Here is a 23,372-nt window from a genome sequence, read left to right as displayed (position 1 = left end):
GAAGGGCTTCAGGCGCATCTTCTCTCGCTTCGAGAAGCTCGACGCGATGTTCCTCGGCTTCCTCAGCTTCGTGCTGGTCGCCGACGGTCTTCGCGGTTTGTGTTAACAGGCCCTAGTCCAGTTTCGCGCCCGAAACCCGGATCGCCTCACCGTAGCGCTTGGCCTCGCGCTCCAAATGCTCAGCGAGCTCGGCGGAACTGCCTCCGATCACGTCCAGACCCGCGCCCTGCAACGCCGCGACAACCTCGGGGTCGCGCAGCGCTGCGTTGATTGCTTCGTTGAGCGCCTGCACAACTGGAGGCCCCGTGCCCGCCCGAGCCAGAACCGCGTGCCAAGACGCGGACGTGAAGCCCGCCAATCCGCTTTCAGCCAGCGTTGGCACGTGCGGCAGGGAGGCGGAGCGCGTGGTACTCGCCACCGCAATCGCCTTGATCTTCCCGGCCTTCACGTGCGGCACGGCCTGCGGCAGATCGGTGAGCATTGTGTCGACCTGACCCCCGAGCAAATCCTGCATCGCAGGTGCGCCCCCCTTGTAGGGGATATGCATCAGATCGATGCCGAGTTGGCGCCGCAAAAGTTCGAACCCCAGATGGCCCGAGGAGCCATTGCCGAACGAGGCGAAGCTGGCGTCACCTTTGCGCAACTTGGCCCAGGCGACGTACTCCTTGAGGTTAGAGGCGGGGACCTTGGGCGACGCGACCAGAAGGTGAGGATTCGCCGCGGCCAACGTGACCGGGACGAAATCGCGCACTGGGTCGTACCCTGGCTTGGCAAGCAACTGTGGCATGATGACGAAGCTCGCCGCCACCAGCAACAGGGTATTGCCATCCGCCGGTGCAGCGAGTGCGGCCTGACTGCCAATGACGGTGCCACCTCCCGGCTTGTTGTCGACGATGACCCGCCGGCCCAGACTGGTGTCGAGCCGCTCACCGACTTTGCGCGCGATCAGGTCGCTGGCTCCCCCGGCGCTGCAAGGGACGATGATGCGCAGAGGCGGTGTCTGCGCCAGCGCTGATTCCCCAACGCCGGCAAGCGACGCGGCAGAGAGCAACACTCGTCGGCGCGTGAATTTCATCATGTCCATTGGTCCATTTCCTTTGTTCATCGCTCAAACCTCGAAGTGATCGGTTCACAGAGACGTCCGCCGCGAAGCACGCGCGTCGCTACGGCTGGCACTAGAAGGATCGATGGCCGCTCATGTCGGTCTCACACATACGGTTGCGCAACTGCCCCTTGAAAATCGCGCATGCCAGCAGGTCGTCCACGCGCCTCGATCGTCGTGGCCTGGGAGAGGTGACCTTTGGGCTTGTCCAGCAGCGTGGAGGTGATTTGCTCTTTCATATCATTCCCCTCAGTGGCTTGTTTTCGGAGGTAACGCCCACGTTCAGCACGTGCGCATTGAGTCTTTCTAAGGCAGCTGCGAGCGAAAAATGCGCAGTTCAGTGCGACGAGTACGCATGAGTCAACCTTCGCCCTGATCGCGCCATCGACGGCGGCTCAGCTCTGTGGGGTGCGACGCTCTGCAGGCACTGTGGCGGACGGGTCGGCCTGCAGGACCGCAGCGACCGCGTTCGCACCTTGCTCGATCAGAACGTTCTTACCGAGCCCATCGGCAAATCGACTGGCGGTTCAAGAGCAGTTGCGGTACATGGTCGTCAATCGGCCTTCGCACCTGAAACGCGTACCACCTCCGCCCATTTTTGGGTTTCAGCGGCAATGTAGGCGGCGAACTCTGCTGGTGTGTCAGTAAGCACCGTCACTCCGACCTGAGCGAGGCGTGACTTGACAGCTTGCTCCTGGATGGCAGCCCGCATCACGGTATTCAGTTTGTCGATGACAGGCTTCGGCGTGCCAGCGGGAGCCACGACTCCGAACCAGGGTGTGGCTGCGAATCCGGGAACGCCGGACTCCGCTACCGTCGGCACATCCGGTACCGCATTGATGCGTTGCATCTCCGCGACAGCGATTGCGCGCAAGGCGCCCGAGCGCACGTGCGGCAGACTGGTCGTGGTGTTGTCAAACATGAAAGCAATGTGCCCAGCCAATAAATCGTTCAATGCCGGCGCACTGCCTTTGTAAGGCGCGTGAGTCGCTTGCAGACCAGTTCGTTGCTTGAGCAGTTCCATCGCCAAGTGCCCGCTCGACGCGTTGCCTTGCGATCCGAAGCTCGCCTTGCTCGGATTGGCCTTGAGGTAGGCCAGCAAATCCTGCAAGTTCTTCACCGGCAGACTGGGATGAACGACCAACAGCAGCGGTGCCGCCGCAAGGCGCGTGACCGGCGCGAAGGCCGTCTTCGGATCGAATGGCAATGAGGCATACAACGCGCCATTCACCGCCACGGGCCCCGGCGCCGTTACCAGCAGCGTGTAGCCATCGGGAACGGTCTTCGCAACGAGATCGGCTGCAAAGTTGCCATTGGCGCCAGGGCGATTCTCCACGACGATGGGCTGGGCAAGTGCCTGCTGCGCGCTCTCGGCTACTGCCCGGGCCAATTGGTCGGCCGTGCCACCTGCAGGGTAGCTGACGATCAGGCGGATAGGCCGCGTCGGGAATGTCGGTGATTGTCCGTATGCCAAAGACGTCTCCAACACGCCACAGGCCCCTGACAGCGCGAAGAGAACGGCTCGGCGCGTGGCCGACGCAACGGAGGGTGCGCGGGGCGCAGTTTTGTGCATGAGCTTTCCTTCCTTCAATGATGTGGGGCGGGCCGCACCTTGGATCGATCCCCCACGTTGCTCTCTTGAAAAATCAGACTGCGCCCGCACGCCGGGAGTCCCACCAATTGAGCTGGATGCATCAGGGCAACGCCCCCAGATGAAGCGACCAAGTACTTCGAGCCTTTATATATCTTGTACTATATCACCGTCAATATCAAGGCAGTCACACCGTCGCGCAAGCTTCCGACGCGGCGGACTGCATGTTTTAGCGATCAGCCAGCGTTGGCATACAGATCGATCTACTCCACTTTGCGCACGGACCCGGCCCTGCAGCATCCAGGCGAGGGTGCGTCGAAGCGGTTGACGACCGCAGTGCTTCGAGACGCCCCCTGCCACACAGATCCCGCGTCACGCGACGGCGGCAAACTCCATCCATTACCCTGCGCCCGGCTCGCCTTTCACATAGAGCCCAGGAGGCGACGACGCGGCGGACAACCAACCATCACTTCCTCGAAGCGAGGGGGATGAACATCTTGCGGCGGGCATCTCATCTTGGAGCCTGCAGCAACGAAAAATCACTTCCTAGCGCCCCTGCCCAAGGCCATGGCCACGGCGTGTCGCCTTTCCCTGGGTCGCCCGGACCCGATGCGAATCCAGCGGGTCTGAGCGAATGCACCGGCTTTTATTTCGTGCAGCAGCGGCGCGGCAAATGGTTCATGGGGGTCACGTAGTCCGTGTCGCTACAAAGAGCGTAGAGGCTCATTCAGACAAGCCGTCGCCCGATGTCACAACACTCTGACTAGTGTGCCGGTGAAGGAGGCGGCAACCAGGATGCTATGGCTTTTTCGGCGAGCACGACCATAAGGTATGTCGCCATGCCAAGCACCGACAAGGCGAACAGCGCCGCGAACGCGAGCGGTGTATTGATCTGTGACGTTGCGCTTAGCAACAGGAATCCGAGCCCCTCGCTCGATCCAACGAACTCTCCTATCACCGCTCCGATTACCGCCAGCGTGACCGCCACCTTTGCACCGGTCATCACGAAGGGCAGCGAGGCGGGGAAGCGGACCTTCGCGAAGACCTGCCAACGCGACGCACGCAGGCTACGCGCCAATTCGAGCAATTCCTTGGGTGTGGACTGAAGGCCGGCGGCCGTATCGACAAGAATGGGAAAGAACGCCACAAGCCAAGCGATAGCCAGTTTCGATTCCATTCCGGTGCCGAGCCACACCAGCAGCACGGGCGCTAGCGCAACCTTCGGCACCGACTGCAGAGCCACCAGCAACGGATAGAACATCAGGTTCACCCAGCGGAAAGTCGATACAGCCACTGCCAGAGGTATACCGAACAGCAGTGCAAGGCCAAAGCCGTAGAGCGTCGCCTTCAAGGTCACCCAACCTTCCTCGGCCAGCGTGCTCCAATGTTGTGCGACCGAGGCGGCGACTTGCAGCGGAGTAGGTAGAACGGCAACAGGCAGTGACCAAGTGACGCATATGCCGTGCCAAATCAGAATTACCGCGAGAATGCCGATGAGCGGGTACACCATGCGCTGGATCGACAGCGTATTCAGCGACATCACATGCCCCCCGTCACCAGTGCCAACGTCGGCGCTTCTTCATCCTCGATCACCCCAAGTGCGAGACCTGCCTCGCGCTCCGCCCGCAGAAAGGGCTCGTCGAAGCGCATACTACGCTTTCGACTCCTGCCCAGCGCTGGCCTGATCTGACATGCCACGCGCGCCGGACGTCGACTAAAGACAAGGACTTTGTCTGCTAGATAGACGGCTTCTGAGATCGAGTGCGTCACGAAAAGCACGGCGGCTCCAGTCTCCTTTCGCACATCGAGCAGGAGATCGTTCATGTCAAGACGCGTCAGTTCGTCGAGCGCGCCAAACGGCTCGTCCATCAAAAGCAGCTTCGGCTGATGGATGAGCGCGCGGCAGAGCGAAACGCGCTGCTGCATGCCTCCGGACAGTTGATGAGGACGTGCGTTCTCAAAGCCGGACAAACCAACGAGGCTCAACAATTCACCGGCGCGCCTCTTGGCTTGCGCATCGTTGGCGTGCAGGATTTCCATCGGGAACAGAACGTTATCCATCACGTTGCGCCAGGGCATGAGGCCTGGCGCCTGAAAAACGAAGCCGTAGTCTCCGTAAGGGCCGTCCACCTCCCGCCCAGCCACGCAGATGCGTCCCGAAGTCTTAGGAATCAGGCCGGCGACGATGCGCAGCAACGTCGTCTTACCGCAACCGCTTGGGCCCAGGAGAGATACGAACTCACCCTCGTCAAAGGTAAAACTGGCCTCGTCTAGCGCGACAAGGTCCTCGCGGGCCGACGGGCCCAACTCCTTGGCAGGAAAGACTTTCCGTGCCCTTTCGATCACTCCGAATGTCACAAACACCTCCAATGTTGATCAGCCCGAGTACGTCCGTGAACGCCCGGGTTACCCCGGTAGACCTACTGCGATACCTAGTGATATATTAACAACTATCAAACAGATGGCAAGCAAAACTCGTTCCAACTAAGGGCTGAGAGCGCTTTTTCTTGAGCTCGCGACAGGCGCGGCACTGAAGCCACCATCTGCCCTGTCGTTTCTGGTGAAGCGCATGGCGACAGCACTTGGGTGAGAGATCTTTCTCGCCTTCAGCCAGTTGTCGAGCAGCGCTCGGACCGCAGGAGTTCTCTCAACAGCCGCATTCACGACGAAGGAAAATCATGAAGATCTATGCAGCCATCCTGACCGCAGCGCTCTTGTATGCCGCGCCGGTTCATGCCCAAACTCTCGCAGCCGCCGCGGACAAAGAGGTCAAGTTCGCGCTCGACTTCATTCCGTTGGGCCGACATGCTCCCTGGTACGTCGCGCTGTCGAAAGGCTACTTCAAGGAGGAGAAACTCAACGTCACCATCCTTCCCACTAAAGGCACCGCGGATGCGGTTCGCTACGTTGAGTCAGGCTTGGCGGAACTCGGCTTCATCGACATACCCAGCTTGGTGGCCGCTGGCAGCGGTGCATCCTCGGTCAGGATCGTTGCGGGCGTCTATCAGAAGGCACCTTACTGTGTCTTCACGCTTGATCCGGGCGCCAATGTGACTTCGCCGAAGGGAATGGTCGGGTTGGAGATCGGCTCCAGCAGCGCTTCGTTCATGCCGCGCCTGTTTTCAGCATTCATGAAGCTGAACAATCTTGACCCAACGACGCTGAAGATCGTCAACATCGATGGCGCGGCACGCGTCCCAATGCTCGTATCACGCAAGGTTCAGGCGATCGATCAGTTTGCGATGGGTGAGCCTTCGATCCGGCGAGCTGCGAACGGTGCGACTCCCAAATGCTTGCTGCTGGCCGATCACGGGCTTGACATCTACGCGAACAGCATCGGGGTGAAGGCGGAGTTCCTCAAGAGCAACCCTGAAGCAGTGCGTGGTTTCGTTCGCGCGGCGTTGCGCGGGTGGAAGGACGCCCTGGCCAATCCCGAAGAGGCAGCGCGCATTCAAACGCAATACCTCAAGGCGCTGGATCCGACCGTCATCGTCGGGGAGTTGAAGATCCTCCGATCGATCGCGATCTCCCCAGAGGTCCATCAACGTGGCTTCGGCACGATCTCGCCTGAAAAGCTCAAGCGTTCGGTCGACTTCATCAATCAGAACATCGACGTACCGGGCGGGCCCGTGAATGCGGATCGGATCTTCGTCGACGGCTTCCTGCCCCGCACCCCGATCATGCCCTGATTGCGTAGGACAAGCACTGTTCGTCCTGCACTTGAAGGCAGCCCAAGTCTGGTGCAGAACGGCCGTCCGCCGCTGCTGAAGCTGGCCCGCTTACGTTGACTAGTGCATCTATGTAGGTCTTAACAGGATGAGGCGTCAGGCGTCGGCGCAGCCATGCCGCATCGACTGGATTTGTTACCCCGAAGGCCTCTGGCGCGAAGGGGCGAAAGCAACGTACGCCGCGATGCTCAAAGGTGAGTTTCATCCGTTCGGCGACCAGCTCTTTGGGGAATTGACCGAAGACACTTTCGCCCGGCTCCGGAACAAGCGCATCTAGGTAAACAGCGTGACGAATGCGATCGGACATCCGATCGGCCGCACCCGATGTCGTGAGGCCGCCGAAGCTGTGGCCGACCAGGATGATGTCAGACAGCTCTTCACATTCGATCACACGCACGATGTCGTCGACGAATGTGGCAATACCGGTCTCGGGTGTGAGGAGGTGCTCGCGCTCACCCATGCCGGTTTGCGTTGGAGTGAACACCGCGTGGCCCTCGGCGCGCAGGCGGCGAGCCACTTCGCGCCAACACCAGCCGCCGTGGAACCCACCGTGTACCAGCACATAGGTCTTCGCCTTGGCACCACCTGACTGGTCCGTGGTTGCGCACCCTGCAGCCAACGCCGCTGAAGACGCTATAAAAGCTCTCCGATCTACCATGTCTGCCTCCTTGCTCTCTGCCCTCGCGGGCGTCTAGATAACTCTCTTGCTCGCCAGTGCTGTTCGCTCAGCGTCACCGAGGCCGAGCAACCCGCCGAAGACTTCATCGTTGTGCTCGCCCAGTGCCGCCCCCAGCCACTGGATGTCGCCGGGTGTTTCGGACAGCTTGGGAAAAACGCCTGGCACCGACAGCGGCCCGATCCTGGACGGCAGCTTGCGGATCGCCTCCCGTGCCTGGTACTGCGGATCGCCGAAGATGTCCTCGATGCTGTAGATGAGACCAGCTGGCACGCCTGCGGCGGTGCAGCGCTCGACCACTTGGCGTGCATCCAAGCCACCAGTCCAGGCCGCGACGATTCCGTTGACGTCGTCGCGCGCCGCCACACGCTGCGCCATCGTGGCGAGCCGATCCGGCGCCATGAGTTCCGTCTGCTCCATCGCGCTGGCCAGACGCTCGAACATGGCGTCGTTCGAGCAGGCAATGGCGACCCACTGCCCATCCCTGGACCGGTAATGGCTGTGCGGACAGATGTAGACGGTATCCGCACCGTTGCGCTCGCGCACGGTACCGAACTGCTCGTATGCTGGGACGATCTCGTCCAGCGCGCGAAAGACGGATTCGAACAGCGCAAGGTCGACCACCTGCCCCTCGCCCGTGCGCTCGCGAGCGTGCAGAGCGATCAGCGCTCCGATGGCCGCCTGCATGCCGGACATATAGTCGGCTAACGAGGTCGAACCGGGAACGACCGGGACACGCCCCGGCTCGCCGGCAAGATAGGCCAGTCCGGAGAATGCGTGCGCGATGCGGGCGAAGCCCGGGTGGTTGCGCATGGGACCGTCCTGGCCATAGGCCGAGATGCGAACCAGTACGATCCCAGGTTTGAGCTTGTGCAGTTCCTCGTAGCCCAACCCCCACTTCTCCAGGGTGCCCGGACGGAAGTTCTCGACCACCACGTCGCACTTCGCAGCCAGCGCGCGTAGCAGGTCGCGGCCAGCCTGCTGGCGCAGGTCCAGCGTGACGCACTTCTTGTTGCGGCTCTCGGAGAGCCAGACGAGCGTATCGCCGCAGTCCGTGCGGGTGCCTAGCCGCCGCAGGGAATCCCCGGCGCCTGGCGGCTCCACCTTGATCACCTCCGCACCGAACTCACCGAGGATCGTTGCGCAGTGTGGACCTGCAACGAAGGTTCCCAGATCGAGGACGCGGATGCCTTCAAGTGCTTTCATGGGTGCCCCAAGGTTCAAGCTGCGACACGCGCCAGGATTTCGTTGGCGAGGTTCACATGCATGATGTCGATCATGTCGCCGCGCGCGTCCTTCACTGCGCCCTTGCCCGCACTTGCGGCATTCGCCGTCAGTTGCAGAACCTCGCGCGCCCATGTCACCTGCTCCGCAGATGGAGAGAACACCTCGGTGATCGCCGCGAGCTGGTCCGGATGAATGGCCATCTTCCCGGCGAACCCGAGGGCGAGCGCCCGCCGCGCGGCGGCTCGCAGGCCTTCACTGTCCTTGATGGCGGTGAACGGCCCATCCACCGGCGTCAGGCCATAGGCCCGGCTGGCATTGGCGATGCGCGCCATCGCGAAATGCCACTGATCATTCCAATGCACCTGCCTGTGGCCGTCGGCACCGGCGTCCGTCAGCACGGCGTAGTCGGCCGAAGGTGCGCCCACGACCCGCTGGAACTTGCCCAGGTCGCGCTGGTAGTCCCCCGCGCCGAACACCAGCGAGCACAGGCGCTCGCTCGCGCCTGCGATGTCCTCGACATGGGCCAAACCGCGGGCGGTCTCGATGAGTGCATCGATGCGCACCGGGCGCTCGCGTCCGCTGGCCTTCTCGGCGGCGCGAAGGAGCACCTCCGCGGCGCGCACGTCGTCGGCCGATGAGCATTTCGGCACGAGGATGCTGTCTAGCCGCGGACAGGACTCGACGAGGTCCAGAATCTCGCGACAGCCCCATGAGGTGTCCAGCCCGTTGACACGGACGGCCACCTTCCGGGCTCCCCAGTCGAGCCCGTTCAGGGCCTGGATTGCCAGCGCACGCGCCTGCTGCTTGAACTCCGGCGCCACCGCGTCCTCCAGGTCGAGAAAGACCGCATCTGCCGACGATTGCGCTGCCTTTTCCAGATAGCGCGCGGTGGTGGCGGGCGCGGCGAGCAGCGTACGCTCGCGTTTGTGTGGTTGATCCAGCTTCATGAGTAGACGTTTGCTCCATGTCGTGAGGACTGCATTACCTGCGGCCGTGTGGCGCCGCTGGCGCGGTGGCTGCGCGGTTCGATGCCCAGGATGCCGGCGATCTCGATGGACGCGGCGATGATGTCGTCGGAATCGACGCCGGTTTCGACCTGCATCTCGGCCAGCATGCCGATCAGGTCCTCGGTCGGGTAGTTGCCGATCGCGCCGAGCGCGGCCGGCATGGCAATACCCCCACCGATGCCGCAGATGGCGCTTTCCAGCCAGGTCACGCCGGCGTCGAGTGCGGCCAGGACGTTGGCCGTCGCCATGCCCGAGAGGTTGTGCACGTGATAGCCGAACTGCGCATCGGGGAAGCGCTCGATCAGGCGCCGGAACAACCGGTTCACATGGACTGGGTCCTCCATGCCCAGGGAACCTGCCAGGTAGTACCGACGGATGCCCCCGGCATGCAGCCGGGCGACGATGGCCATCACTTCGTCCTCGGCAATCAGCCCCTCGTAGGCGCACCAGAAAGCCATGCCCAGGGCCATGAGGAACGGGATGCCCGCTCGCTCGGCCACCCGAAAGCTCAGCAGCGCCTGCTCGACCACCTGCTGCATGTCCATGTTCTGGTTCTTGCGCGTGTAGGTGGCGCTAACCGTGAGCAACCCCAGCATCTCGCCTACACCGGCCTTGGCAGCGCGCTCTGCGCCGCGCGCATTGGGCACCAGCCCACGGTAGACCACGCCGGGCTTGCGCCGGATGCGGCTGAAGACTTCCTCCGCGTCTTGCAGGAACGGCACGACCCTGGGGCTGGTGAAGCTCGACACCTCGATGATCGGCAGCCCGGTCTCGCTCAGCCGGTCGATGATGCGCACCTTGTCAGCGGTATCGACCCAGCGCGCGAATCCCTGCAGGCCGTCACGGGGGCCGACCTCCGCAATGCGAATGTTCTTCGGCAGATCAAGCATGGGTGTGAGGTCCGCTGAGGTCGGTGGCGAGATTGCGAGGGGCAGGATCAGGCATTGCCTTGCTCCTCCAGCGCGAATTCCTCACCTTCGGGCAGTTCGCCCAAGAAGATGCGCTTGACGTTCTCGTTGTCCAGCAAGTCCGATGCCCTGCCCATGTACGCCACACGGCCCAGGTGCATGACGTAGCCGAAGTCGGACACGTTCAGCGCCCGCGAGGCCTTCTGCTCGACCATGACGGTGGTCATGCCCTGGCTGCGCAGCGTCAGCAGGCGCTCGAACACGATCTCGACGTACTTGGGCGACAGGCCCAGCGAAGGCTCGTCCAGCAGGATCACTTTGGGCGAGGTCATCAGCGCGCGCCCGATGGCCAGCATCTGCTGCTCCCCGCCGCTCATCGTCCCGGCCGCCTGCTTCATGCGCTGCGCCAGCACCGGGAAGAGCGTGGTCACGCGGTCCAGCGCCTCCTCAATCACGGCGCGCTTGCCATGCAGCGTGTGGGCGCCGACCGCCAGGTTGTCGGCCACCGTCATCTCCGGCACGACGATGCGCCCCTGAGGTACGTAGGCAATACCGCGGCTGATCCGCGTGTAGGCGGGCTCGGCCGTGATATCCACGCCGCCGGCCCAGATGCTGCCCTCCCAGCACCGCAGCAGCCCGGTGGCCGCCTTGATGGCCGTGGACTTGCCAGCGCCGTTGGAGCCGATGATGGTTGTCAGAGCGCCGGGGCTGAATGCCATCGTCGCCGACTTGAGCACGGGGATGTCCCCGTAGCCGGTGACGACACTGCGCAACTCAAGGGGTGATGCGGAGGTTGCAGTCACGTCGCGGACCTCAGCGCTTGTCCCACGCCGGGGCGGGCAGTTTGGACTCGGCCGTCTTCAGCTCCTCGGGCCAGATGATCTCGCGCTTGCCGTTCTGGACTTGCACCAGCAGACCCCGCACGCCGACCTGCATATAGGTTTTCGGATCGACCTTGTGGTGCCCCATGACGGTGTCCAGCTCCAGCGTCGTGAGCTTCTCGCGCACCTTCTCCGTTGCGGTGGAGCCGGCGGCCTTGACCGCCGCCTCCAACACCGTGCCGGCGACGAAGCCGAAGGCCGAGTAGTAGCCCGGCTGCGCGCCGTACTTGGCCAGGTAGGCTTTGACGAACTCGGCGTTGCCTGCGGTGCGCAGCGACGACTCGTATAGCGACAGGCCCAGCGCGTACTCGGCGTCCTTGCCGGCGGATTTGATGAAGTCGTCCTGGGACACTCCGTTGGCGACGAAGAACTTCGGGCTGTAGTTCGCGGCGTGGAACTGCTTGACCGTCTCGATGGCCTCATTGGGATACAGCAGGCCGACCCACAGGTCAGGCTGCACTTGCCTCCCTTTGGCGATCTGGCTGGAGAAGTCCGTGGTGCCTGCGGGGAAGTATTCGGACAGCACGACCTTCACGCCGCTGCGCTCGGCCTCCGCGCGCAGGACCTTGTCGATGTCGCGCGCGGCCGCGTAGTCGCGCGAGACCAGCGCCATGGTCTTGATGTTGTACTTCTTAAGCAGCGGCGTCACGCCGTCGGCGTAGGAGGAGATGCGCGCCGCGGTCTGGAACACATACTGGAAGCCGCGCGACTGGATGGCTTCGGCGGCGCCGCCTCCATTGATCATGACGATCTTGTGCTTCTCCGCCACTGCCGAGCCCGCGGCCGCCTGCGCGGAGCCGAGCGAGGACATCACGAAGTCGACCTTGTCGTTGGTGATCAGGCGCTCGTACAGGCGCGCCGACGTGGCCGGGTCGGAGCGGTCGTCGTACACCACGAATTCGATCTTCTTGCCCTGCAGTCCGCCGCGAGCATTGGCCTGCTCGCGCCAAACCTCCAGGGCCTTGAAGTACGGGTCGGCGGATTCCGCGAGGTTGCCCGTTTGGGACAGGGCGACGCCGATCTTGACCACTCCCTGCGACCATGCGGAAGTACATAGAGAGGCCGCCATGGCGGCGGCGGCCGCAATCACAAAGCGCTTCATCTTTCGTCTCCTTTGCCTGCTCAGGCTTGTTGAAAACTAGAAATACGCCTCGAGCACCTTCGGCTCGTTGCGCACGGCTTGGGGGTCGCCCCCTGCGATCAACGCGCCTTCCGCGAGGACGAACACGTGCTGGCACTCGGACATCACGATCCGCATCTCGTGGTCGATGAAAAAGACGGTGATACCCTGCGCGCACAGGGACTTCAGATGGTCCACGATACGGTTCTGCAGCCGCGGGTTGATGCCCGCGAAGGGTTCGTCCAGCAGCAGGATCTTCGGATCGAGCATCAGCGCGCGCGCGATCTCCACGAGCTTGCGCTGGCCATAGGACAACTCGGAGCCCCACTTGCCCGCGATCGGCGTGATCTCCAGGAATTCCATCAGCTCCTGTGCTAGCGCGATCGCCGCACGGTCGTCGATGCCGCGGGCAACCGCCACCAGGTTCTCCAGCACGGTCATTTCCGAGAACAGCCGGCTGATCTGGAACGTGCGCGCCACGCCAATGCCACAGATGGCGGCCGCGGACAGGCCCGCGATATCCCGACCGTCCACGAAAACCCTGCCCTCATCGGGCCGCAACACCCCGGCGATGATGTTGAATAGCGTCGACTTGCCGGACCCGTTGGGCCCGATGACGCCGGTGATGGAACCACGCTGGACGCTCAGGCTGACGTCGCTGAGCGCGATGCGCCCGGCGAAGCGCTTGCTGACGCCCTCGACACGAAGAATCGGCTCGGTGCTCATGCTGCCTCTCCCTTGGCCTGCGCCGGCCTCTGTGCCTGGGCCTCTGCTCTCGATTCCACCTGAATCTTGGCCTGGGACTGGGCCAGCCGGCGGAACAGCGAACGACCGGGTGCCAGCCAGCCGCGCTTCATGCCCAAGCTCACGAACCCGCGCGGCGAGTACAGCACCGACGCGAGGATCACCACGCCGATGGCCGCCAGGTAGATCTGCGGGTAGCTGGCCCATAGCAGCTCGCTGACAACCGACAGCACGATCGCGCCGAACAAAGGCCCGAGAACCGTGCCCATGCCGCCCAGCAGCACGATCGCGATGGTCGTGAGCTCGATGTTGGGCGAGAAGGCCGTTGGCGGGTCGATCAGGCCCAGGTATGTGGCATACAGGCTGCCGACGAGGGTCGGCGCGAATGCGGACGCCACGAATGCGCCGACCTTCAGCTGGGTCGTCCGGATGCCCAGCGCCTGCGCCGCGTCCTCATCCTCCCGGATCGACAGCAGCTTGAGGCCGAGCCTGGAGTTGTCCAAGCGCCACGTCGCCAGAATCATGGCCGCTCCGAGCGCCAGCAGCACAAAATACAGCGGCCGCTGGTCGTCCATCGGTGCCAGATAGATTCCGGTACCACCTCCGGTGATGGAATCGAAGCCGAGGGCAAACGCTTCCAGCACGCGCGCCAGGCCGAACATGCCGATCGCGAAGTACGGTCCCTTGAGACGCAGCATCGCGCCGCCCAGCGGCAGAGCGAGCAGCACGCCAGATATTCCCGCTATGCCCGCAGCCGCATACCAAGGCATACCCCACTTCGTCATGAGCAGGCTTCCCACGTAGGCGCCCACGCCGAAGAAGCTGACCTGCCCGAAATGCGTATAGCCCGCATAGCCGCCGATGAGGTTCCACGAATACGCCAGCACCATGAAGACCAATAGCTGGATCGTGAACGAGACGGCGTAGCTCGAGCCCAGGAAAGGGATCGCCAGGGCTGCCGCAGCGATCGCGACGAGAACGGCGGGCAGAAGATGCCTTTTCATACGCGCACCCCCGCACCGAAGAGTCCCCGCGGCCTGAACAGCAGCATGCCCAGCATGATGAGGAACAACAGCGCGGAGCCGATCACCGCCCCCGAGAAATAGCCGCCGAAGACCTCGACCAGGCCGAGCAGTAGCGCGGCCAACAGCGCGCCGGGATAACTGCCCATGCCGCCGACGATCACCACGGCAAAGCCCTTGATGAGAAAGCGCGTACCCAGTTGCGCATCGACAGCGAACGTCGGAGCGATCAGCACGCCAGCCAGACCTGCCATGCCCGCGCCAAGCGCGAAGGTCGCAAGCCGCACCTTCTTCACGTCGATGCCTGAGATCTCCGCCAGTTCAGGCGCCTGCGAGACCGTTCGAACCGCCCGCCCGAACCGCGTGGCTGAGAGAAACCACCAGATCGCGAGGCTGACGCCCAGGGCAACGACGAACGACACCAGGCGCGACAACGAAACGTTGTGCCCAAGTAGCGTGATGGAGCCACTCAAGACGCCAGGCATGCCTATGTAGCCACCGCCCCACACCAGGATGGCGGCATTCACCAGAATGGTCGAGATTGCGTAGGTGGCCAGCAGTGACATGATCGGCGGCATGCCCTCGAGCTTGCGCAAAACCATGTTCTGCATCAGCCATCCCAGCATCGCCATCGCAAAGGGCAAGGTCACCACAGCAGCCCAGAAAGGCAGCTTCAGTGTCGTGACCATGCTCACGGCCGCCAGCGCGGAGATCGCCACCAGCTCACCGTGGGCGAAGTTGATCACCCGCATCACGCCGAAGATCAGATTCAGGCCGCATGCGATGAGGGCGTAGATCCCGCCCAGCAGAATGCCGCCGACCAACAACTCTATGACTGGCATCAAAGCCTCCTTAGGCCCTTGCGCTGATCACCCAGCGTTGCATCGCAGCGCGGGACACAACGGCGAGGCGCAATACGGACCAAAACTATTTCGCGCGTCACGGTATGCGCGCTCCCAACATCAGCTGGACAGGCGAATGCCCGCGCGGGCCGCGGCCGCAATCCCATGCATTGCCGCTCGGGCCGGCGTTGCCACGCAGCCGCAGGCCGCAGCGAAGTGCCAGATCGCGCTTGCACTCTTGCGCGGAGGTACGCGGACACAGTGCGCCGATCCAGGAAGTCTTCTTCGATCACAGGCCTCTCTCAGCCTGCTTAGTCCACCTTCGCACCGGACAACTTGACGGCGCGCGCGAACTTCACGGTCTCTTCCTGGATGAGCCGACCAAAGGCTGCGGGCTGCATCGTCTTGGCTTCGCCACCCAGCGTCGCGAGCTGGCTGCGAATCTCAGGCTTGTGCCACGCGTTGTCGATGGCCTTGTGAAGGATCGCGATGACGTCCGCTGGCGTCCCCTTGGGAGCCACGATGCCGACCCAGGCCCGGACATCGAAGCTGGTCTTGGTCTGCTCGGCGATCGTGGGAATCTGTGGGGTGAGTGCCGAACGCTCACCGGTCGTCACGCCCAGTACGCGCAGCTTGCCCGCCTGGGCCATCGGCAGCACGGCAGGTCCCGTGTCGATGGTCATAGGAACCTGACCGGCCATGACGTCGTTGATTGCAGGACTGCTGCCCCGGTACGGCACATGGACGAGAAACAAGCCGAACTGGTTCTTGATCAGCTCCATCGTGAGATGGCTTGTGACACCGTTGCCCGCAGAGGCGTATTCGTACTTGCCCGGCGACCTTTTCACGATCTGCATGAGCCCGTTGAAGTCCTGAGCTTCGAACGACGGATTGACGGCCAGGTACAGCGGCAGCGACGCCAGCAGCGTGACCGGGTCGAAGTCGCGCTCCACGCTGTAGGGCAGCTTGGGATACAGACTCGGGTTGACGGCCAGGGGCCCACTGGAGCTCACTAACAGCGTGTAGCCGTCGGCCGGCGACCGTGCCACCTCCTGCGTGCCGTTGATACCGCCCGCCCCGGGCTTGTTGTCCACGATGACGGCTTGCCCCAGCGAGTCCTGCAATTGCTTTGCGACGATGCGGGCGATGACGTCGGTCGCCTGTCCCGGCGGAAAGCCCACGACCAGACGGATCGGCTTAGTTGGGTATCCAGCCGACATCGCAGCCTGAGGCACCAAAGCGCAGGCGGCGATCGCAATGCCGCCTAGCATTCCCATGAGCCGGGAAGCGCGTTTGAAGAAATCCATGTTCTTGTCTCCTTTTCAATCTTGGGTATCAGTCGTCGATGGCGTGACCCCACTTGGGCACGAGCACCGTTCGCTCGAAACTGATGACTTCGGTTCCGTCGCTCTTCAGTCCCACCGTGCGCACGGTCACAATGCCCTGCGTGGGTCGCGAGGCCGACTCGCGCTTGCCGAGAACCGTGGACTCCGCATACAGCGTGTCGCCGACGAACACCGGAGCGGTGAGCTTGATGTCGTTCCAGCCCAGGTTGCCGATGGCCTTCTGACTGACGTCGCTCACGCTCATGCCTACCACCACCGACAGCGTCAGGCAGCTGTTGACGAGCGCCTTGCCGAATTCGGATTTCGCCGCATAGGCGTTGTCAAAATGCAGCGGATGGGTGTTCATCGTCAGCAGGGTGAACCAGATGTTGTCGTTCTCGGTCAGCGTCCGTCCCGGCCGGTGCTCGTAGACGTGGCCAACCTCGAAGTCCTCGTAGTAGCGGCCGAAGCTCTCGCGGAAGCGGTTGGGCGCGATCTGTTGAGCGGTCTTGCTCATGGGTTTCCTTTCGAAGATGAAGAGAGGGTGTCGCCTCGGACAAGCAGGTCCTGGTGCTCGCCAAGGTCCGGCGGCTGCAAGACAGGACGACTGGGCTCGTCGGCGAAGTGGATGGGTGAGCCCACGTGCAACAGCCCGCGCTCGTCGTGCAGCAACATGCCGCGTTCGCGCGCGCCGGGGTCCGCGTAGGCCTCCGGCAGGGTTCGCACGGCGCCGAAGCACACGTCCAGCGTCGCCAGGTGCGCTTCCCAGTCAGCCAGCGTGCGGCTCGCGAAGGCGGCCTGCAGGAACTCGACGACCGGCGCCTGGTGCGGCCCAGGTCCGCCGAGGGCCGTGGCCGCCAGGTCGTCGCGGCCCAGGTCGCGCAGCAGCGCGTGCACGAACTTGTCTTCCTGACCGGCCAGCGAGATGTACCGGCCATCCCGGGTTCCATAGACCCGGTAGAACGCCGAGCCGCCGGTCGTGCGCTCGTGCGCCGGGACCGGTTGCCGGGCTTCGGCGAAGGTCGGGCCGAGAACGTTCAGACAAGCGCCCATCATGGAATCGAGCATGGCGATGTCCAGGTAGTCGCCGCGGCCCGTCTGCTCGCGCCGCAGCAACGCCATCAGAACGCCGCTCAGCCCATGCAATCCGGCGAGCACATCGGCGACCGGAATCGCCGGCATTGCCGGGCGGCCTTGAGCATCCGTGGAAAGGCTCAGAGCGCCGCTCATGGCCTCCACAGCCAGGTCGTGCGCTGGTCGTGTGGCGTACTCGCCCGTCTGGCCGAAGGCACTGATGGAGCAGTAGACCAGCCGCGGATTGCGCGCCCGCAGCGTCGCCGCATCAAAGCCCAGGCGCTGCATCACGCCAGGCCGAAACGACTCGACGAAGACGTCGGCCGTATCGCACAGCGCCAGCAGCTCATCCCTGCCCCGATCCGTCTTGAGATCGAGGCAAACGCTGCGCTTACCGCGGTTCAGGTTGCGGAAGAAAACCGTGTGGCCATCCTGTTGCAAGCCGATGCCACGACCCGGATCGCCGCCCGGCGCTTCGACCTTGATGACCTCGGCGCCGTGGTCGGCCAGGGCCAGCGTCAGGTACGGCCCCGGCAGAAAGGACGAGAGGTCCAGGACGCGAAGGCCTTCAAGCTTCATGGTCCTTGCGCTCCACCGAGACTGACGGCACGAGGTCGGCGTTGTCCGCACCGAGCGGGGAACACACCCGCTGATCAAGACGCTCGCCATTGAACCGCAGCGGATTAGCCAACATTCGCAGGTCGGGTCGCTCGGGGTGTGGCACGGCGCGCACCATGCCCGAGGCGCGCACCTCGGGGCTGTCCAGCGCTTCATTCAGCGTTCGCACCGCGGCCACCGGCAGCACGCCGCCCAAGCGCTGGAGCCAGCTCGCGGTCGTGGCCTTACGGAACTCCACATCCAACTCAGCCGTGAGCTGCTCCCGGTGTTCGAAGCGCCTGCCGGGCGTGGCGAACTCGTCGCGCTCAGCCAAATCCCGGCGACCCATCTCGTCGAGCAGGGCAAGCCAGAACTTCTGCGTCATGCACATCACGAACACCCAGCCGTCCGTCGTGGGAAACGTCTGCACGGGCGCCACCGAGTAGTGCGCGCTGCGCGGCTGGCGCTGGGACACGGCACCCTCGTTGAGGTACCACGTGGCCGCGTAGCCCAGCTGGTGGAGCGCAACGTCGAACAGGCACGTATCGACATCGCAGCCCTTGCCCGTCTGCTTCGCATGCACCAGAGCGCCCAGCAAGCCCACCGTCATCGTGAGACCCGTCACGTGGTCGACCATCGATGGCGCACCGAAGCGCGATGGCGGACCATCCGGCTCGCCGGTCAGGTGCATCAGGCCGGTTTCCGCCTGCATCAGGTAGTCGTAGCCAGGCCACGCGGCACGGTCGCTGTCGCGGCCATAGGCCGAGATGTGCGCGCAGACGAGAGTCGGCTTGATCTTGCCCAGCGAGGCGTAGTCCAACCCCAGGGCGGCCGGCAGGTCGCCACGCAGGTTGTTGACCACCACGTCAGTGGTGGCGACGAGGGACTCGAAGGCGCGGCGGCCCGCTTCGGACTTCAGGTCCAGCGCGATGCTTCGCTTGTTGAGGTTCCAGGTCTCGAAGTACTGGCTGTCGCCGCTGCCAAGATGGTAGGGCCCCGTGTGGCGCGCGGGGTCGCCCCCGATGGTGGCGTTCTCCACCTTGATGACGTCGGCCCCCATGTCCGCCAGGAACATGGTCCCGTAGGGACCGGCGCCGAACTGCTCGACCGCGAGGACGCGGATACCTGCAAGTGGCTTCATGCTCATGCAACCAGATTGCGCTTGATCCACTGCTTGGCGATGATGATGCGCTGCATCTCGTTCGTGCCTTCGCCGATGCACGTCAGCGGCGCATCGCGGTACAGGCGCTCGATGTCGTATTCCTTGGAGTAGCCGTAGGCGCCGTGGATGCGCATCGACTCGATGCTGTTCTCCAGTGCGGCCTCCGAGGCGAAGTACTTGGCCATGCCCGCTTCCATCTCGCAGCGCTCGCCGCGGTCGAACGCCGCCGCCGCGTCCAGCGTCAGCAGACGGGCCGCTCGGGCGCGGGTCGCCATCTCGCCGAGCTTCAATGCGATCGCCTGGTGCTCGTGGATCGGCTTGCCAAAGGTCTTGCGCACCTGCGCGTACTCGCCCCCCAGGCGCAGCGCCCCCTCGGCGATTCCGACGCCGCGCGAGGCGACGTTGATGCGGCCCAACTCCAGCCCGCCGGTGGCTTGAAAAAAGCCCTGCCCCTCGACACCGCCGATCAGGTGGTCGGCGGAGATGCGGTAGTTGTCGAAGACCAGCTCGGCCGAATCGATGGCCTTGTATCCGAGCTTCTCCAGCTTGCGGCCCACCGTGAAGCCGTCGCGCTTGGGCGCGATGAACAGGCTCATGCCCTTGTAGCGCGGCTGCGCCTCGGAATCGGTCTTGACCAGCAGCGCGAAGCACGAGCCCTCGATGCCGTTGCTGATCCAGGTCTTTGTGCCGTTGATCACGTAGTGGTCACCGTCGCGGCGCGCCGTCATGCGAATGCCTTGTAGGTCCGTTCCGGCATCGGGCTCGGTCAGCGCCAAACCACCGCGCACCTCGCCGCTCGCCAGCTTCGGCAGCCACTCCTGTTTCTGGTCTTCGGTGCCGAACTTCTCGATCGCCAGCGCCAGCATCAGATGCGAGTTGAAGATGCCCGTGATCGACATCCAGTACGACGAGATGTGCATCACGATCTTGGCGTAGGTGCTGGCCGACAGGCCCAGACCACCGTATCCCTGGCTGACCGTCGCTCCGAACAGTCCGAGCGCCTTCATCTCCTCGACGATCTCCGCGGGCCATTCGTCTGCGTGGTCGAACTTTTTCACGTTGGGGATCACGGACTTCTTGACCCAGCGGTCGATGGCGTCCAGGAGTTGCGCTTCGTCAGCGGTATCGATCGAGCTCATGCTTCACCTATAAAAACTAAAACAGCCGCGATTATTGTCCGTACAACTTTTCATGTCCAGAGCTTCTCCATAAGTAGTTATCCGTAGAGATCAGTGTAAGCCGTTGCTATACTTGTACGCATATCTAGGAGACGACTTTCCGATGAAAGCACTGCCGACCCAAGTAGATGACGAGCTCGCCTTCCTTGCCAGCCTTGTCCCGCTGGAAGGTGCCAACGTGGTGGAGGTGGGCTGCGGGGCCGCGGACTTCGCGCGCAAGCTCGTCGCGAGCTATGCACACGCGCATGTCACGGGCGTCGAGATCGACGAACGTCAGCATGCAAAGAACCTTGCGCAGGAAACACCGCACCTGCGTTTCGTTCTGGGCGGTGGCCAGCAGTTGCCGCTGCCGTCGGAAAAGTTCGGTGTGGGGTTGATGCTCAAGTCACTGCACCATGTGCCGCACGACTCCATGGACCGCGCCCTGCAGGAGATGGCCCGCGTCCTGGAGCCGCATGGCGTCCTGTACGTTTCCGAACCTGTGTTCGAAGGCCCGTTCAACGAGATCGTGCGTCTTTTTCACGACGAGCAGGTAGTGCGCGCGCAGGCGCAGGCCGCGCTCGACCGCGCGGCTGCAGCACCCGAATGGGAGCAAGTCGTGGACCACCGGTTCATGACGCCTCTGTTCTTCCTCGACTTCGAGAGCTTCGAGCGCAGGATCATCGCGGCGACCTACCAGGACCACCGGCTGGCTCCTGACCTGCTCGCCCTGGTACGCCAGCGCTTCGAGGCCCACATGACCCCCGACGGCGCCCGCTTCGTACGACCGATGCGGGTGCGCCTGCTTCGCAAGACCGCTGTTGGGTGAGCAGCTTCGCAGCGGCGCCGGCCCTGCCAGGCGCAGGCGCAGGCGCCCAGATCACAACCTGGGGCATGGTGCGGCCATGCCCCAGCTCGACATTCAAGGAGAATATCAATGCAGCATCTCGAAGGAAAAGTCGCAGTGATCACCGGCGCGACCGGGGGCATCGGACTCGGTGTGGCGCGCCAGTACGTCGCCGAGGGAGCGACGGTGGTCGTGAGCGGACGGGACGAAGCCAAGTGCGCGCAGGTCGCCGAGGAGCTGCGCGCTCTGGGCGGCACGGCTAGCTTCTTTAGGGGAAACGTGCTCTCGCGCGACGACATGGTCGCGCTCGCGGAGCATGCCGTGAATACGCACGGCAAGCTGGACATCATGGTGGCCAGCGCGGCAGGCATTCCGCCACGAGAGACCGCGGCTCCTCACGTGCGCGGCATCTTCAACGAGCTGCAGGTCGATGGCGTGATCGACGTGGTGTCCAAGTCGATCGCCGCGAAGCTCAACCCGCTCCACGCTGCCCTGCCCCACATGATCGAGCACCAGACCGGCAGTTGCATCTTCATCACCTCCGAGGGCGGCCGCTCGCCGACGGCTGGGCAAACCGCCGTGGCCCTGCACAGCGGTGGTCTCGTCATGGCCACCAAGGTGCTCGGCAAGGAGATGGGGAGATACAAGATCCGGGTGAACTGCATCGCCGTCACGCTCGTCGGCGACTCGCCCTCGTGGGACGCGTTCGAGGGCAAGACCCCGCTGACGGATCTCCATCGCGCCCAGTACGAGCGCATCGGCGCCCGGGCACCGCTGGGCATCGCGAATCCGCAGGACATCGGCGCCGTCGCCGTCTTCCTGGGCTCCGACGGCGCAAATTTCATCACCGGGTCGACAGTCAGCCCGACCGGCGGGCTCACGTTCCATTGATGCCGGCAGCCAGTGGCGCAGCATGGAAGCGGCGCCGTTCCTGCCTGCCGAAGCACAGCCACCAGGACTCCTTCAGCGCCTCGCCCTGCGGTGAAGGGCTGGCGCCAAGTCCGGGAACTCGCGAGAGCGGACCCAGAGCCTCTGTTGCGGCGGCCCCACCCGCCGCGGAGCCTCAGCGCCAGCCTGACGCGCACCCGTGGGTGACCCTGTGCGTGACTACGGCGATCCAGGCGCTGGTCAGCATGGCAGCCCTGGCCATGCCAGTTCTCGCAGCGCTGGTCGGATTGTCCGTGGGCGGCATGCCCAGCATCCTGGCCGGAGTGTTCGCCGCAGCGATGTACCTGGGGGCCACCATCGCCACGCTCGTGGCGGGTCCACTGATCGCTCGCTGGGGCGCGATCCGTGTCAACCAGGTCGGCCTGGGCCTGTGTGCGGCCGGCTTGGCGCTGGGTGCCGTGGGAATCCTGCCGGGTATGCTAGCCGGGGCCTTCATCATCGGGCTCGGGTACGGCCCGATCACGCCCGCGAGTTCGCACCTGCGCGTTCGGTCGGCCCCGCCGGCACGGATGTCGCTCGTCTTCTCAATCAAGCAGACGGGCGTGCCATTGGGTGGGCTGCTGGCCGGCGCGATCGCACCCAGCCTGGGGCTTGCAACCTTGCAACCGACTGGGGGGGGGCGCCTGTCGCGCCGGCGGGACCTTGCGTCCTGCTTGCCGCCATCTCGCAGCCGCTGCACCGCCGGCTGGCTGGCGACAAAGCTGTGGGCTCGCGCATTCAGTGGCGCGCGGTCCTCGACCCGATCGCGATAGTCATCCGGCACACCACACTCCGGCGGCTGGCCTTGTGCTCGCAGTTGTTCACGGTCGCCCAGTTGCTGGTCGCGGCGTACTCCGTCACTTACCTGCACGAGACACTGGGCATGGACCTGGTCGTAGCAGGCGCCATTCTTTCCGCGGCCCAGGCCGGCGGGGTCGCCGGCCGCATCGCGTGGGGATACGTCTGCGACATCTGGCTGGGCGCGCGCAACACCATCATCACGCTGGCAGCGTTGATGGCGCTGGGCGCGTTCACCATGGCCGCACTGCAAACGACGCCCCCCTTCTGGTTCGTCGCCCTGGTCATGCTGGCATTTGGCACGGCCGCGATCGGCTGGAACGGTGTCTATCTGGCCGAGGTGGCCAGGGCGGCACCGCCCGGCGCAGCAGGTGTGGCCACGAGCGACACGCTAGGTTTCACGTTCCTGGCCAATGTGCTGGCGCCGATCGGGATAAGCCTGATCGCGCAGTACTTCGGCGGATTGAGAACGGCCTATGCGCTCCTGGGCGTTCCGCTACTGATCACCTGCGCTCTGTTCATTCGCATCAAGGTGGCGTCGTCCTCGGAGCTGTCGAAGCGCTGACAAGCAAGCGCCGTCGATGTCAGCGTCCGAGCCATCGCTGTGCAACTCCCGCAGGGACTGTCGGTCGTCTAG

Annotated in this window: 24 protein-coding genes and 1 pseudogene; 6 read left to right on the top strand and 19 right to left on the bottom strand. The window is 64.0% G+C overall.

All coding sequences use genetic code 11. The features are described 5' to 3' along the window. Positions 1–106 (top strand): annotated as a pseudogene (locus ACSFB7_RS33190) (IS5-like element ISCARN85 family transposase); the annotation flags it as partial. Positions 107–112: 6 nt separating this feature from the next. Here ACSFB7_RS33190 and ACSFB7_RS33185 read toward each other — a convergent pair. The 5 genes from ACSFB7_RS33185 to ACSFB7_RS33165 form a co-directional block, all read right to left on the bottom strand. Continuing rightward, positions 113–1,084, bottom strand: coding sequence for a Bug family tripartite tricarboxylate transporter substrate binding protein (locus ACSFB7_RS33185; protein WP_435476585.1), 972 nt, complete (start codon positions 1,082–1,084; stop codon positions 113–115). A 122-nt stretch (positions 1,085–1,206) separates the two neighbouring features. After that, positions 1,207–1,341, bottom strand: a complete 135-nt coding sequence (locus ACSFB7_RS33180) for a hypothetical protein (RefSeq protein WP_435476584.1) — start codon at positions 1,339–1,341, stop codon at positions 1,207–1,209. Positions 1,342–1,655: 314 nt separating this feature from the next. Beyond that, positions 1,656–2,675, bottom strand: a complete 1,020-nt coding sequence (locus ACSFB7_RS33175; RefSeq protein ID WP_435476583.1) for a Bug family tripartite tricarboxylate transporter substrate binding protein — start codon at positions 2,673–2,675, stop codon at positions 1,656–1,658. A gap of 781 nt (positions 2,676–3,456) precedes the next feature. Next, positions 3,457–4,233, bottom strand: coding sequence for an ABC transporter permease (locus ACSFB7_RS33170; protein ID WP_435476582.1), 777 nt, complete (start codon positions 4,231–4,233; stop codon positions 3,457–3,459). Continuing rightward, on the bottom strand, positions 4,233–5,051 hold the full coding sequence (locus ACSFB7_RS33165) for an ABC transporter ATP-binding protein (protein ID WP_435476581.1): 819 nt from the start codon (positions 5,049–5,051) through the stop codon (positions 4,233–4,235). Before ACSFB7_RS33165 ends, ACSFB7_RS33170 begins: the two co-directional genes overlap by 1 nt. Before the next feature lie 320 nt (positions 5,052–5,371). Between ACSFB7_RS33165 and ACSFB7_RS33160 the strand changes: the two genes are divergently transcribed. Beyond that, positions 5,372–6,382, top strand: coding sequence for an ABC transporter substrate-binding protein (locus ACSFB7_RS33160; RefSeq protein WP_435476580.1), 1,011 nt, complete (start codon positions 5,372–5,374; stop codon positions 6,380–6,382). Here the strand turns inward: ACSFB7_RS33160 and ACSFB7_RS33155 are convergent. The 14 genes from ACSFB7_RS33155 to ACSFB7_RS33090 all read right to left on the bottom strand — a co-directional run bounded on the left by ACSFB7_RS33155 (position 6,372) and on the right by ACSFB7_RS33090 (position 20,145). Continuing rightward, positions 6,372–7,079: an alpha/beta fold hydrolase gene (locus tag ACSFB7_RS33155; RefSeq protein ID WP_435476579.1), complete on the bottom strand. Its 708-nt coding sequence runs from the start codon at positions 7,077–7,079 to the stop codon at positions 6,372–6,374. The two genes, ACSFB7_RS33160 and ACSFB7_RS33155, sit on opposite strands and share 11 nt — an antisense overlap. A gap of 33 nt (positions 7,080–7,112) precedes the next feature. After that, a complete protein-coding gene (locus ACSFB7_RS33150) occupies positions 7,113–8,303 on the bottom strand; it encodes a CaiB/BaiF CoA transferase family protein (RefSeq protein WP_435476578.1) in 1,191 nt (396 codons plus the stop codon). Positions 8,304–8,317: 14 nt separating this feature from the next. Beyond that, positions 8,318–9,271 carry an HpcH/HpaI aldolase/citrate lyase family protein gene (locus ACSFB7_RS33145; protein ID WP_435476577.1) on the bottom strand — a complete coding sequence of 318 codons (954 nt, stop codon included), beginning with the start codon at positions 9,269–9,271 and terminating at the stop codon, positions 8,318–8,320. After that, entirely contained in the window at positions 9,268–10,221 is a 954-nt protein-coding gene (locus ACSFB7_RS33140; RefSeq protein WP_435476576.1) for a hydroxymethylglutaryl-CoA lyase, read from the bottom strand. Before ACSFB7_RS33140 ends, ACSFB7_RS33145 begins: the two co-directional genes overlap by 4 nt. A gap of 47 nt (positions 10,222–10,268) precedes the next feature. Further along, a complete protein-coding gene (locus tag ACSFB7_RS33135; protein WP_435476575.1) occupies positions 10,269–11,042 on the bottom strand; it encodes an ABC transporter ATP-binding protein in 774 nt (257 codons plus the stop codon). A gap of 10 nt (positions 11,043–11,052) precedes the next feature. After that, positions 11,053–12,222, bottom strand: a complete 1,170-nt coding sequence (locus ACSFB7_RS33130) for an amino acid ABC transporter substrate-binding protein (RefSeq protein WP_435476574.1) — start codon at positions 12,220–12,222, stop codon at positions 11,053–11,055. Positions 12,223–12,258: 36 nt separating this feature from the next. Further along, on the bottom strand, positions 12,259–12,966 hold the full coding sequence (locus ACSFB7_RS33125; RefSeq protein WP_435476573.1) for an ABC transporter ATP-binding protein: 708 nt from the start codon (positions 12,964–12,966) through the stop codon (positions 12,259–12,261). After that, a complete protein-coding gene (locus ACSFB7_RS33120) occupies positions 12,963–13,988 on the bottom strand; it encodes a branched-chain amino acid ABC transporter permease (protein ID WP_435476572.1) in 1,026 nt (341 codons plus the stop codon). The genes ACSFB7_RS33125 and ACSFB7_RS33120 overlap by 4 nt, the downstream gene beginning before the upstream one ends. Further along, complete coding sequence (locus ACSFB7_RS33115) at positions 13,985–14,848, bottom strand: branched-chain amino acid ABC transporter permease (protein ID WP_435476571.1); 864 nt, start codon at positions 14,846–14,848, stop codon at positions 13,985–13,987. The genes ACSFB7_RS33120 and ACSFB7_RS33115 overlap by 4 nt, the downstream gene beginning before the upstream one ends. Positions 14,849–15,159: 311 nt before the next feature. Continuing rightward, complete coding sequence (locus ACSFB7_RS33110; protein WP_435476570.1) at positions 15,160–16,155, bottom strand: Bug family tripartite tricarboxylate transporter substrate binding protein; 996 nt, start codon at positions 16,153–16,155, stop codon at positions 15,160–15,162. 28 nt (positions 16,156–16,183) lie between these two features. Then, a complete protein-coding gene (locus ACSFB7_RS33105; protein ID WP_435476569.1) occupies positions 16,184–16,690 on the bottom strand; it encodes a MaoC family dehydratase in 507 nt (168 codons plus the stop codon). Further along, positions 16,687–17,826, bottom strand: coding sequence for a CaiB/BaiF CoA transferase family protein (locus tag ACSFB7_RS33100; RefSeq protein WP_435476568.1), 1,140 nt, complete (start codon positions 17,824–17,826; stop codon positions 16,687–16,689). The genes ACSFB7_RS33105 and ACSFB7_RS33100 overlap by 4 nt, the downstream gene beginning before the upstream one ends. Next, positions 17,816–18,991 carry a CaiB/BaiF CoA transferase family protein gene (locus tag ACSFB7_RS33095; RefSeq protein ID WP_435476567.1) on the bottom strand — a complete coding sequence of 392 codons (1,176 nt, stop codon included), beginning with the start codon at positions 18,989–18,991 and terminating at the stop codon, positions 17,816–17,818. Before ACSFB7_RS33095 ends, ACSFB7_RS33100 begins: the two co-directional genes overlap by 11 nt. After that, positions 18,988–20,145, bottom strand: a complete 1,158-nt coding sequence (locus ACSFB7_RS33090) for an acyl-CoA dehydrogenase family protein (protein WP_435476566.1) — start codon at positions 20,143–20,145, stop codon at positions 18,988–18,990. The genes ACSFB7_RS33095 and ACSFB7_RS33090 overlap by 4 nt, the downstream gene beginning before the upstream one ends. 142 nt (positions 20,146–20,287) lie before the next feature. Here ACSFB7_RS33090 and ACSFB7_RS33085 point away from each other — a divergent pair, with 142 nt between their 5' ends. The 4 genes from ACSFB7_RS33085 to ACSFB7_RS33070 all read left to right on the top strand — a co-directional run bounded on the left by ACSFB7_RS33085 (position 20,288) and on the right by ACSFB7_RS33070 (position 23,300). After that, positions 20,288–20,992, top strand: a complete 705-nt coding sequence (locus ACSFB7_RS33085; RefSeq protein ID WP_435476565.1) for a class I SAM-dependent methyltransferase — start codon at positions 20,288–20,290, stop codon at positions 20,990–20,992. Between the two features lie 108 nt (positions 20,993–21,100). Next, on the top strand, positions 21,101–21,901 hold the full coding sequence (locus ACSFB7_RS33080) for an SDR family NAD(P)-dependent oxidoreductase (protein WP_435476564.1): 801 nt from the start codon (positions 21,101–21,103) through the stop codon (positions 21,899–21,901). Between the two features lie 242 nt (positions 21,902–22,143). After that, on the top strand, positions 22,144–22,710 hold the full coding sequence (locus tag ACSFB7_RS33075) for an MFS transporter (protein ID WP_435476590.1): 567 nt from the start codon (positions 22,144–22,146) through the stop codon (positions 22,708–22,710). Continuing rightward, on the top strand, positions 22,608–23,300 hold the full coding sequence (locus ACSFB7_RS33070) for an MFS transporter (RefSeq protein ID WP_435476589.1): 693 nt from the start codon (positions 22,608–22,610) through the stop codon (positions 23,298–23,300). The genes ACSFB7_RS33075 and ACSFB7_RS33070 overlap by 103 nt, the downstream gene beginning before the upstream one ends. Positions 23,301–23,372: the final 72 nt, after the last annotated feature.

Origin of the sequence: Variovorax raffinosi (genome assembly GCF_051216615.1) — a bacterium.
Lineage (GTDB): Bacteria > Pseudomonadota > Gammaproteobacteria > Burkholderiales > Burkholderiaceae_C > Variovorax.
The sequence above is the reverse complement of the archived record's forward strand: the minus strand, read 5'-3'. Positions and strand labels throughout refer to the sequence as shown.

Excerpts from the sequence above, each read along its gene's own strand:
- ACSFB7_RS33185 (WP_435476585.1), bottom strand. The coding sequence starts at position 1,084 with ATGGACATGATGAAATTCACGCGCCGACGAGTGTTGCTCTCTGCCGCG.
- ACSFB7_RS33180 (WP_435476584.1), bottom strand. The coding sequence starts at position 1,341 with ATGAAAGAGCAAATCACCTCCACGCTGCTGGACAAGCCCAAAGGTCAC.
- ACSFB7_RS33175 (WP_435476583.1), bottom strand. The coding sequence starts at position 2,675 with ATGCACAAAACTGCGCCCCGCGCACCCTCCGTTGCGTCGGCCACGCGC.
- ACSFB7_RS33170 (WP_435476582.1), bottom strand. The coding sequence starts at position 4,233 with ATGTCGCTGAATACGCTGTCGATCCAGCGCATGGTGTACCCGCTCATC.
- ACSFB7_RS33160 (WP_435476580.1), top strand. The coding sequence starts at position 5,372 with ATGAAGATCTATGCAGCCATCCTGACCGCAGCGCTCTTGTATGCCGCG.
- ACSFB7_RS33155 (WP_435476579.1), bottom strand. The coding sequence starts at position 7,079 with ATGGTAGATCGGAGAGCTTTTATAGCGTCTTCAGCGGCGTTGGCTGCA.
- ACSFB7_RS33150 (WP_435476578.1), bottom strand. The coding sequence starts at position 8,303 with ATGAAAGCACTTGAAGGCATCCGCGTCCTCGATCTGGGAACCTTCGTT.
- ACSFB7_RS33145 (WP_435476577.1), bottom strand. The coding sequence starts at position 9,271 with ATGAAGCTGGATCAACCACACAAACGCGAGCGTACGCTGCTCGCCGCG.
- ACSFB7_RS33140 (WP_435476576.1), bottom strand. The coding sequence starts at position 10,221 with ATGCTTGATCTGCCGAAGAACATTCGCATTGCGGAGGTCGGCCCCCGT.
- ACSFB7_RS33130 (WP_435476574.1), bottom strand. The coding sequence starts at position 12,222 with ATGAAGCGCTTTGTGATTGCGGCCGCCGCCGCCATGGCGGCCTCTCTA.
- ACSFB7_RS33125 (WP_435476573.1), bottom strand. The coding sequence starts at position 12,966 with ATGAGCACCGAGCCGATTCTTCGTGTCGAGGGCGTCAGCAAGCGCTTC.
- ACSFB7_RS33120 (WP_435476572.1), bottom strand. The coding sequence starts at position 13,988 with ATGAAAAGGCATCTTCTGCCCGCCGTTCTCGTCGCGATCGCTGCGGCA.
- ACSFB7_RS33115 (WP_435476571.1), bottom strand. The coding sequence starts at position 14,848 with ATGCCAGTCATAGAGTTGTTGGTCGGCGGCATTCTGCTGGGCGGGATC.
- ACSFB7_RS33110 (WP_435476570.1), bottom strand. The coding sequence starts at position 16,155 with ATGGATTTCTTCAAACGCGCTTCCCGGCTCATGGGAATGCTAGGCGGC.
- ACSFB7_RS33105 (WP_435476569.1), bottom strand. The coding sequence starts at position 16,690 with ATGAGCAAGACCGCTCAACAGATCGCGCCCAACCGCTTCCGCGAGAGC.
- ACSFB7_RS33100 (WP_435476568.1), bottom strand. The coding sequence starts at position 17,826 with ATGAAGCTTGAAGGCCTTCGCGTCCTGGACCTCTCGTCCTTTCTGCCG.
- ACSFB7_RS33095 (WP_435476567.1), bottom strand. The coding sequence starts at position 18,991 with ATGAGCATGAAGCCACTTGCAGGTATCCGCGTCCTCGCGGTCGAGCAG.
- ACSFB7_RS33090 (WP_435476566.1), bottom strand. The coding sequence starts at position 20,145 with ATGAGCTCGATCGATACCGCTGACGAAGCGCAACTCCTGGACGCCATC.
- ACSFB7_RS33085 (WP_435476565.1), top strand. The coding sequence starts at position 20,288 with ATGAAAGCACTGCCGACCCAAGTAGATGACGAGCTCGCCTTCCTTGCC.
- ACSFB7_RS33080 (WP_435476564.1), top strand. The coding sequence starts at position 21,101 with ATGCAGCATCTCGAAGGAAAAGTCGCAGTGATCACCGGCGCGACCGGG.
- ACSFB7_RS33075 (WP_435476590.1), top strand. The coding sequence starts at position 22,144 with ATGGCAGCCCTGGCCATGCCAGTTCTCGCAGCGCTGGTCGGATTGTCC.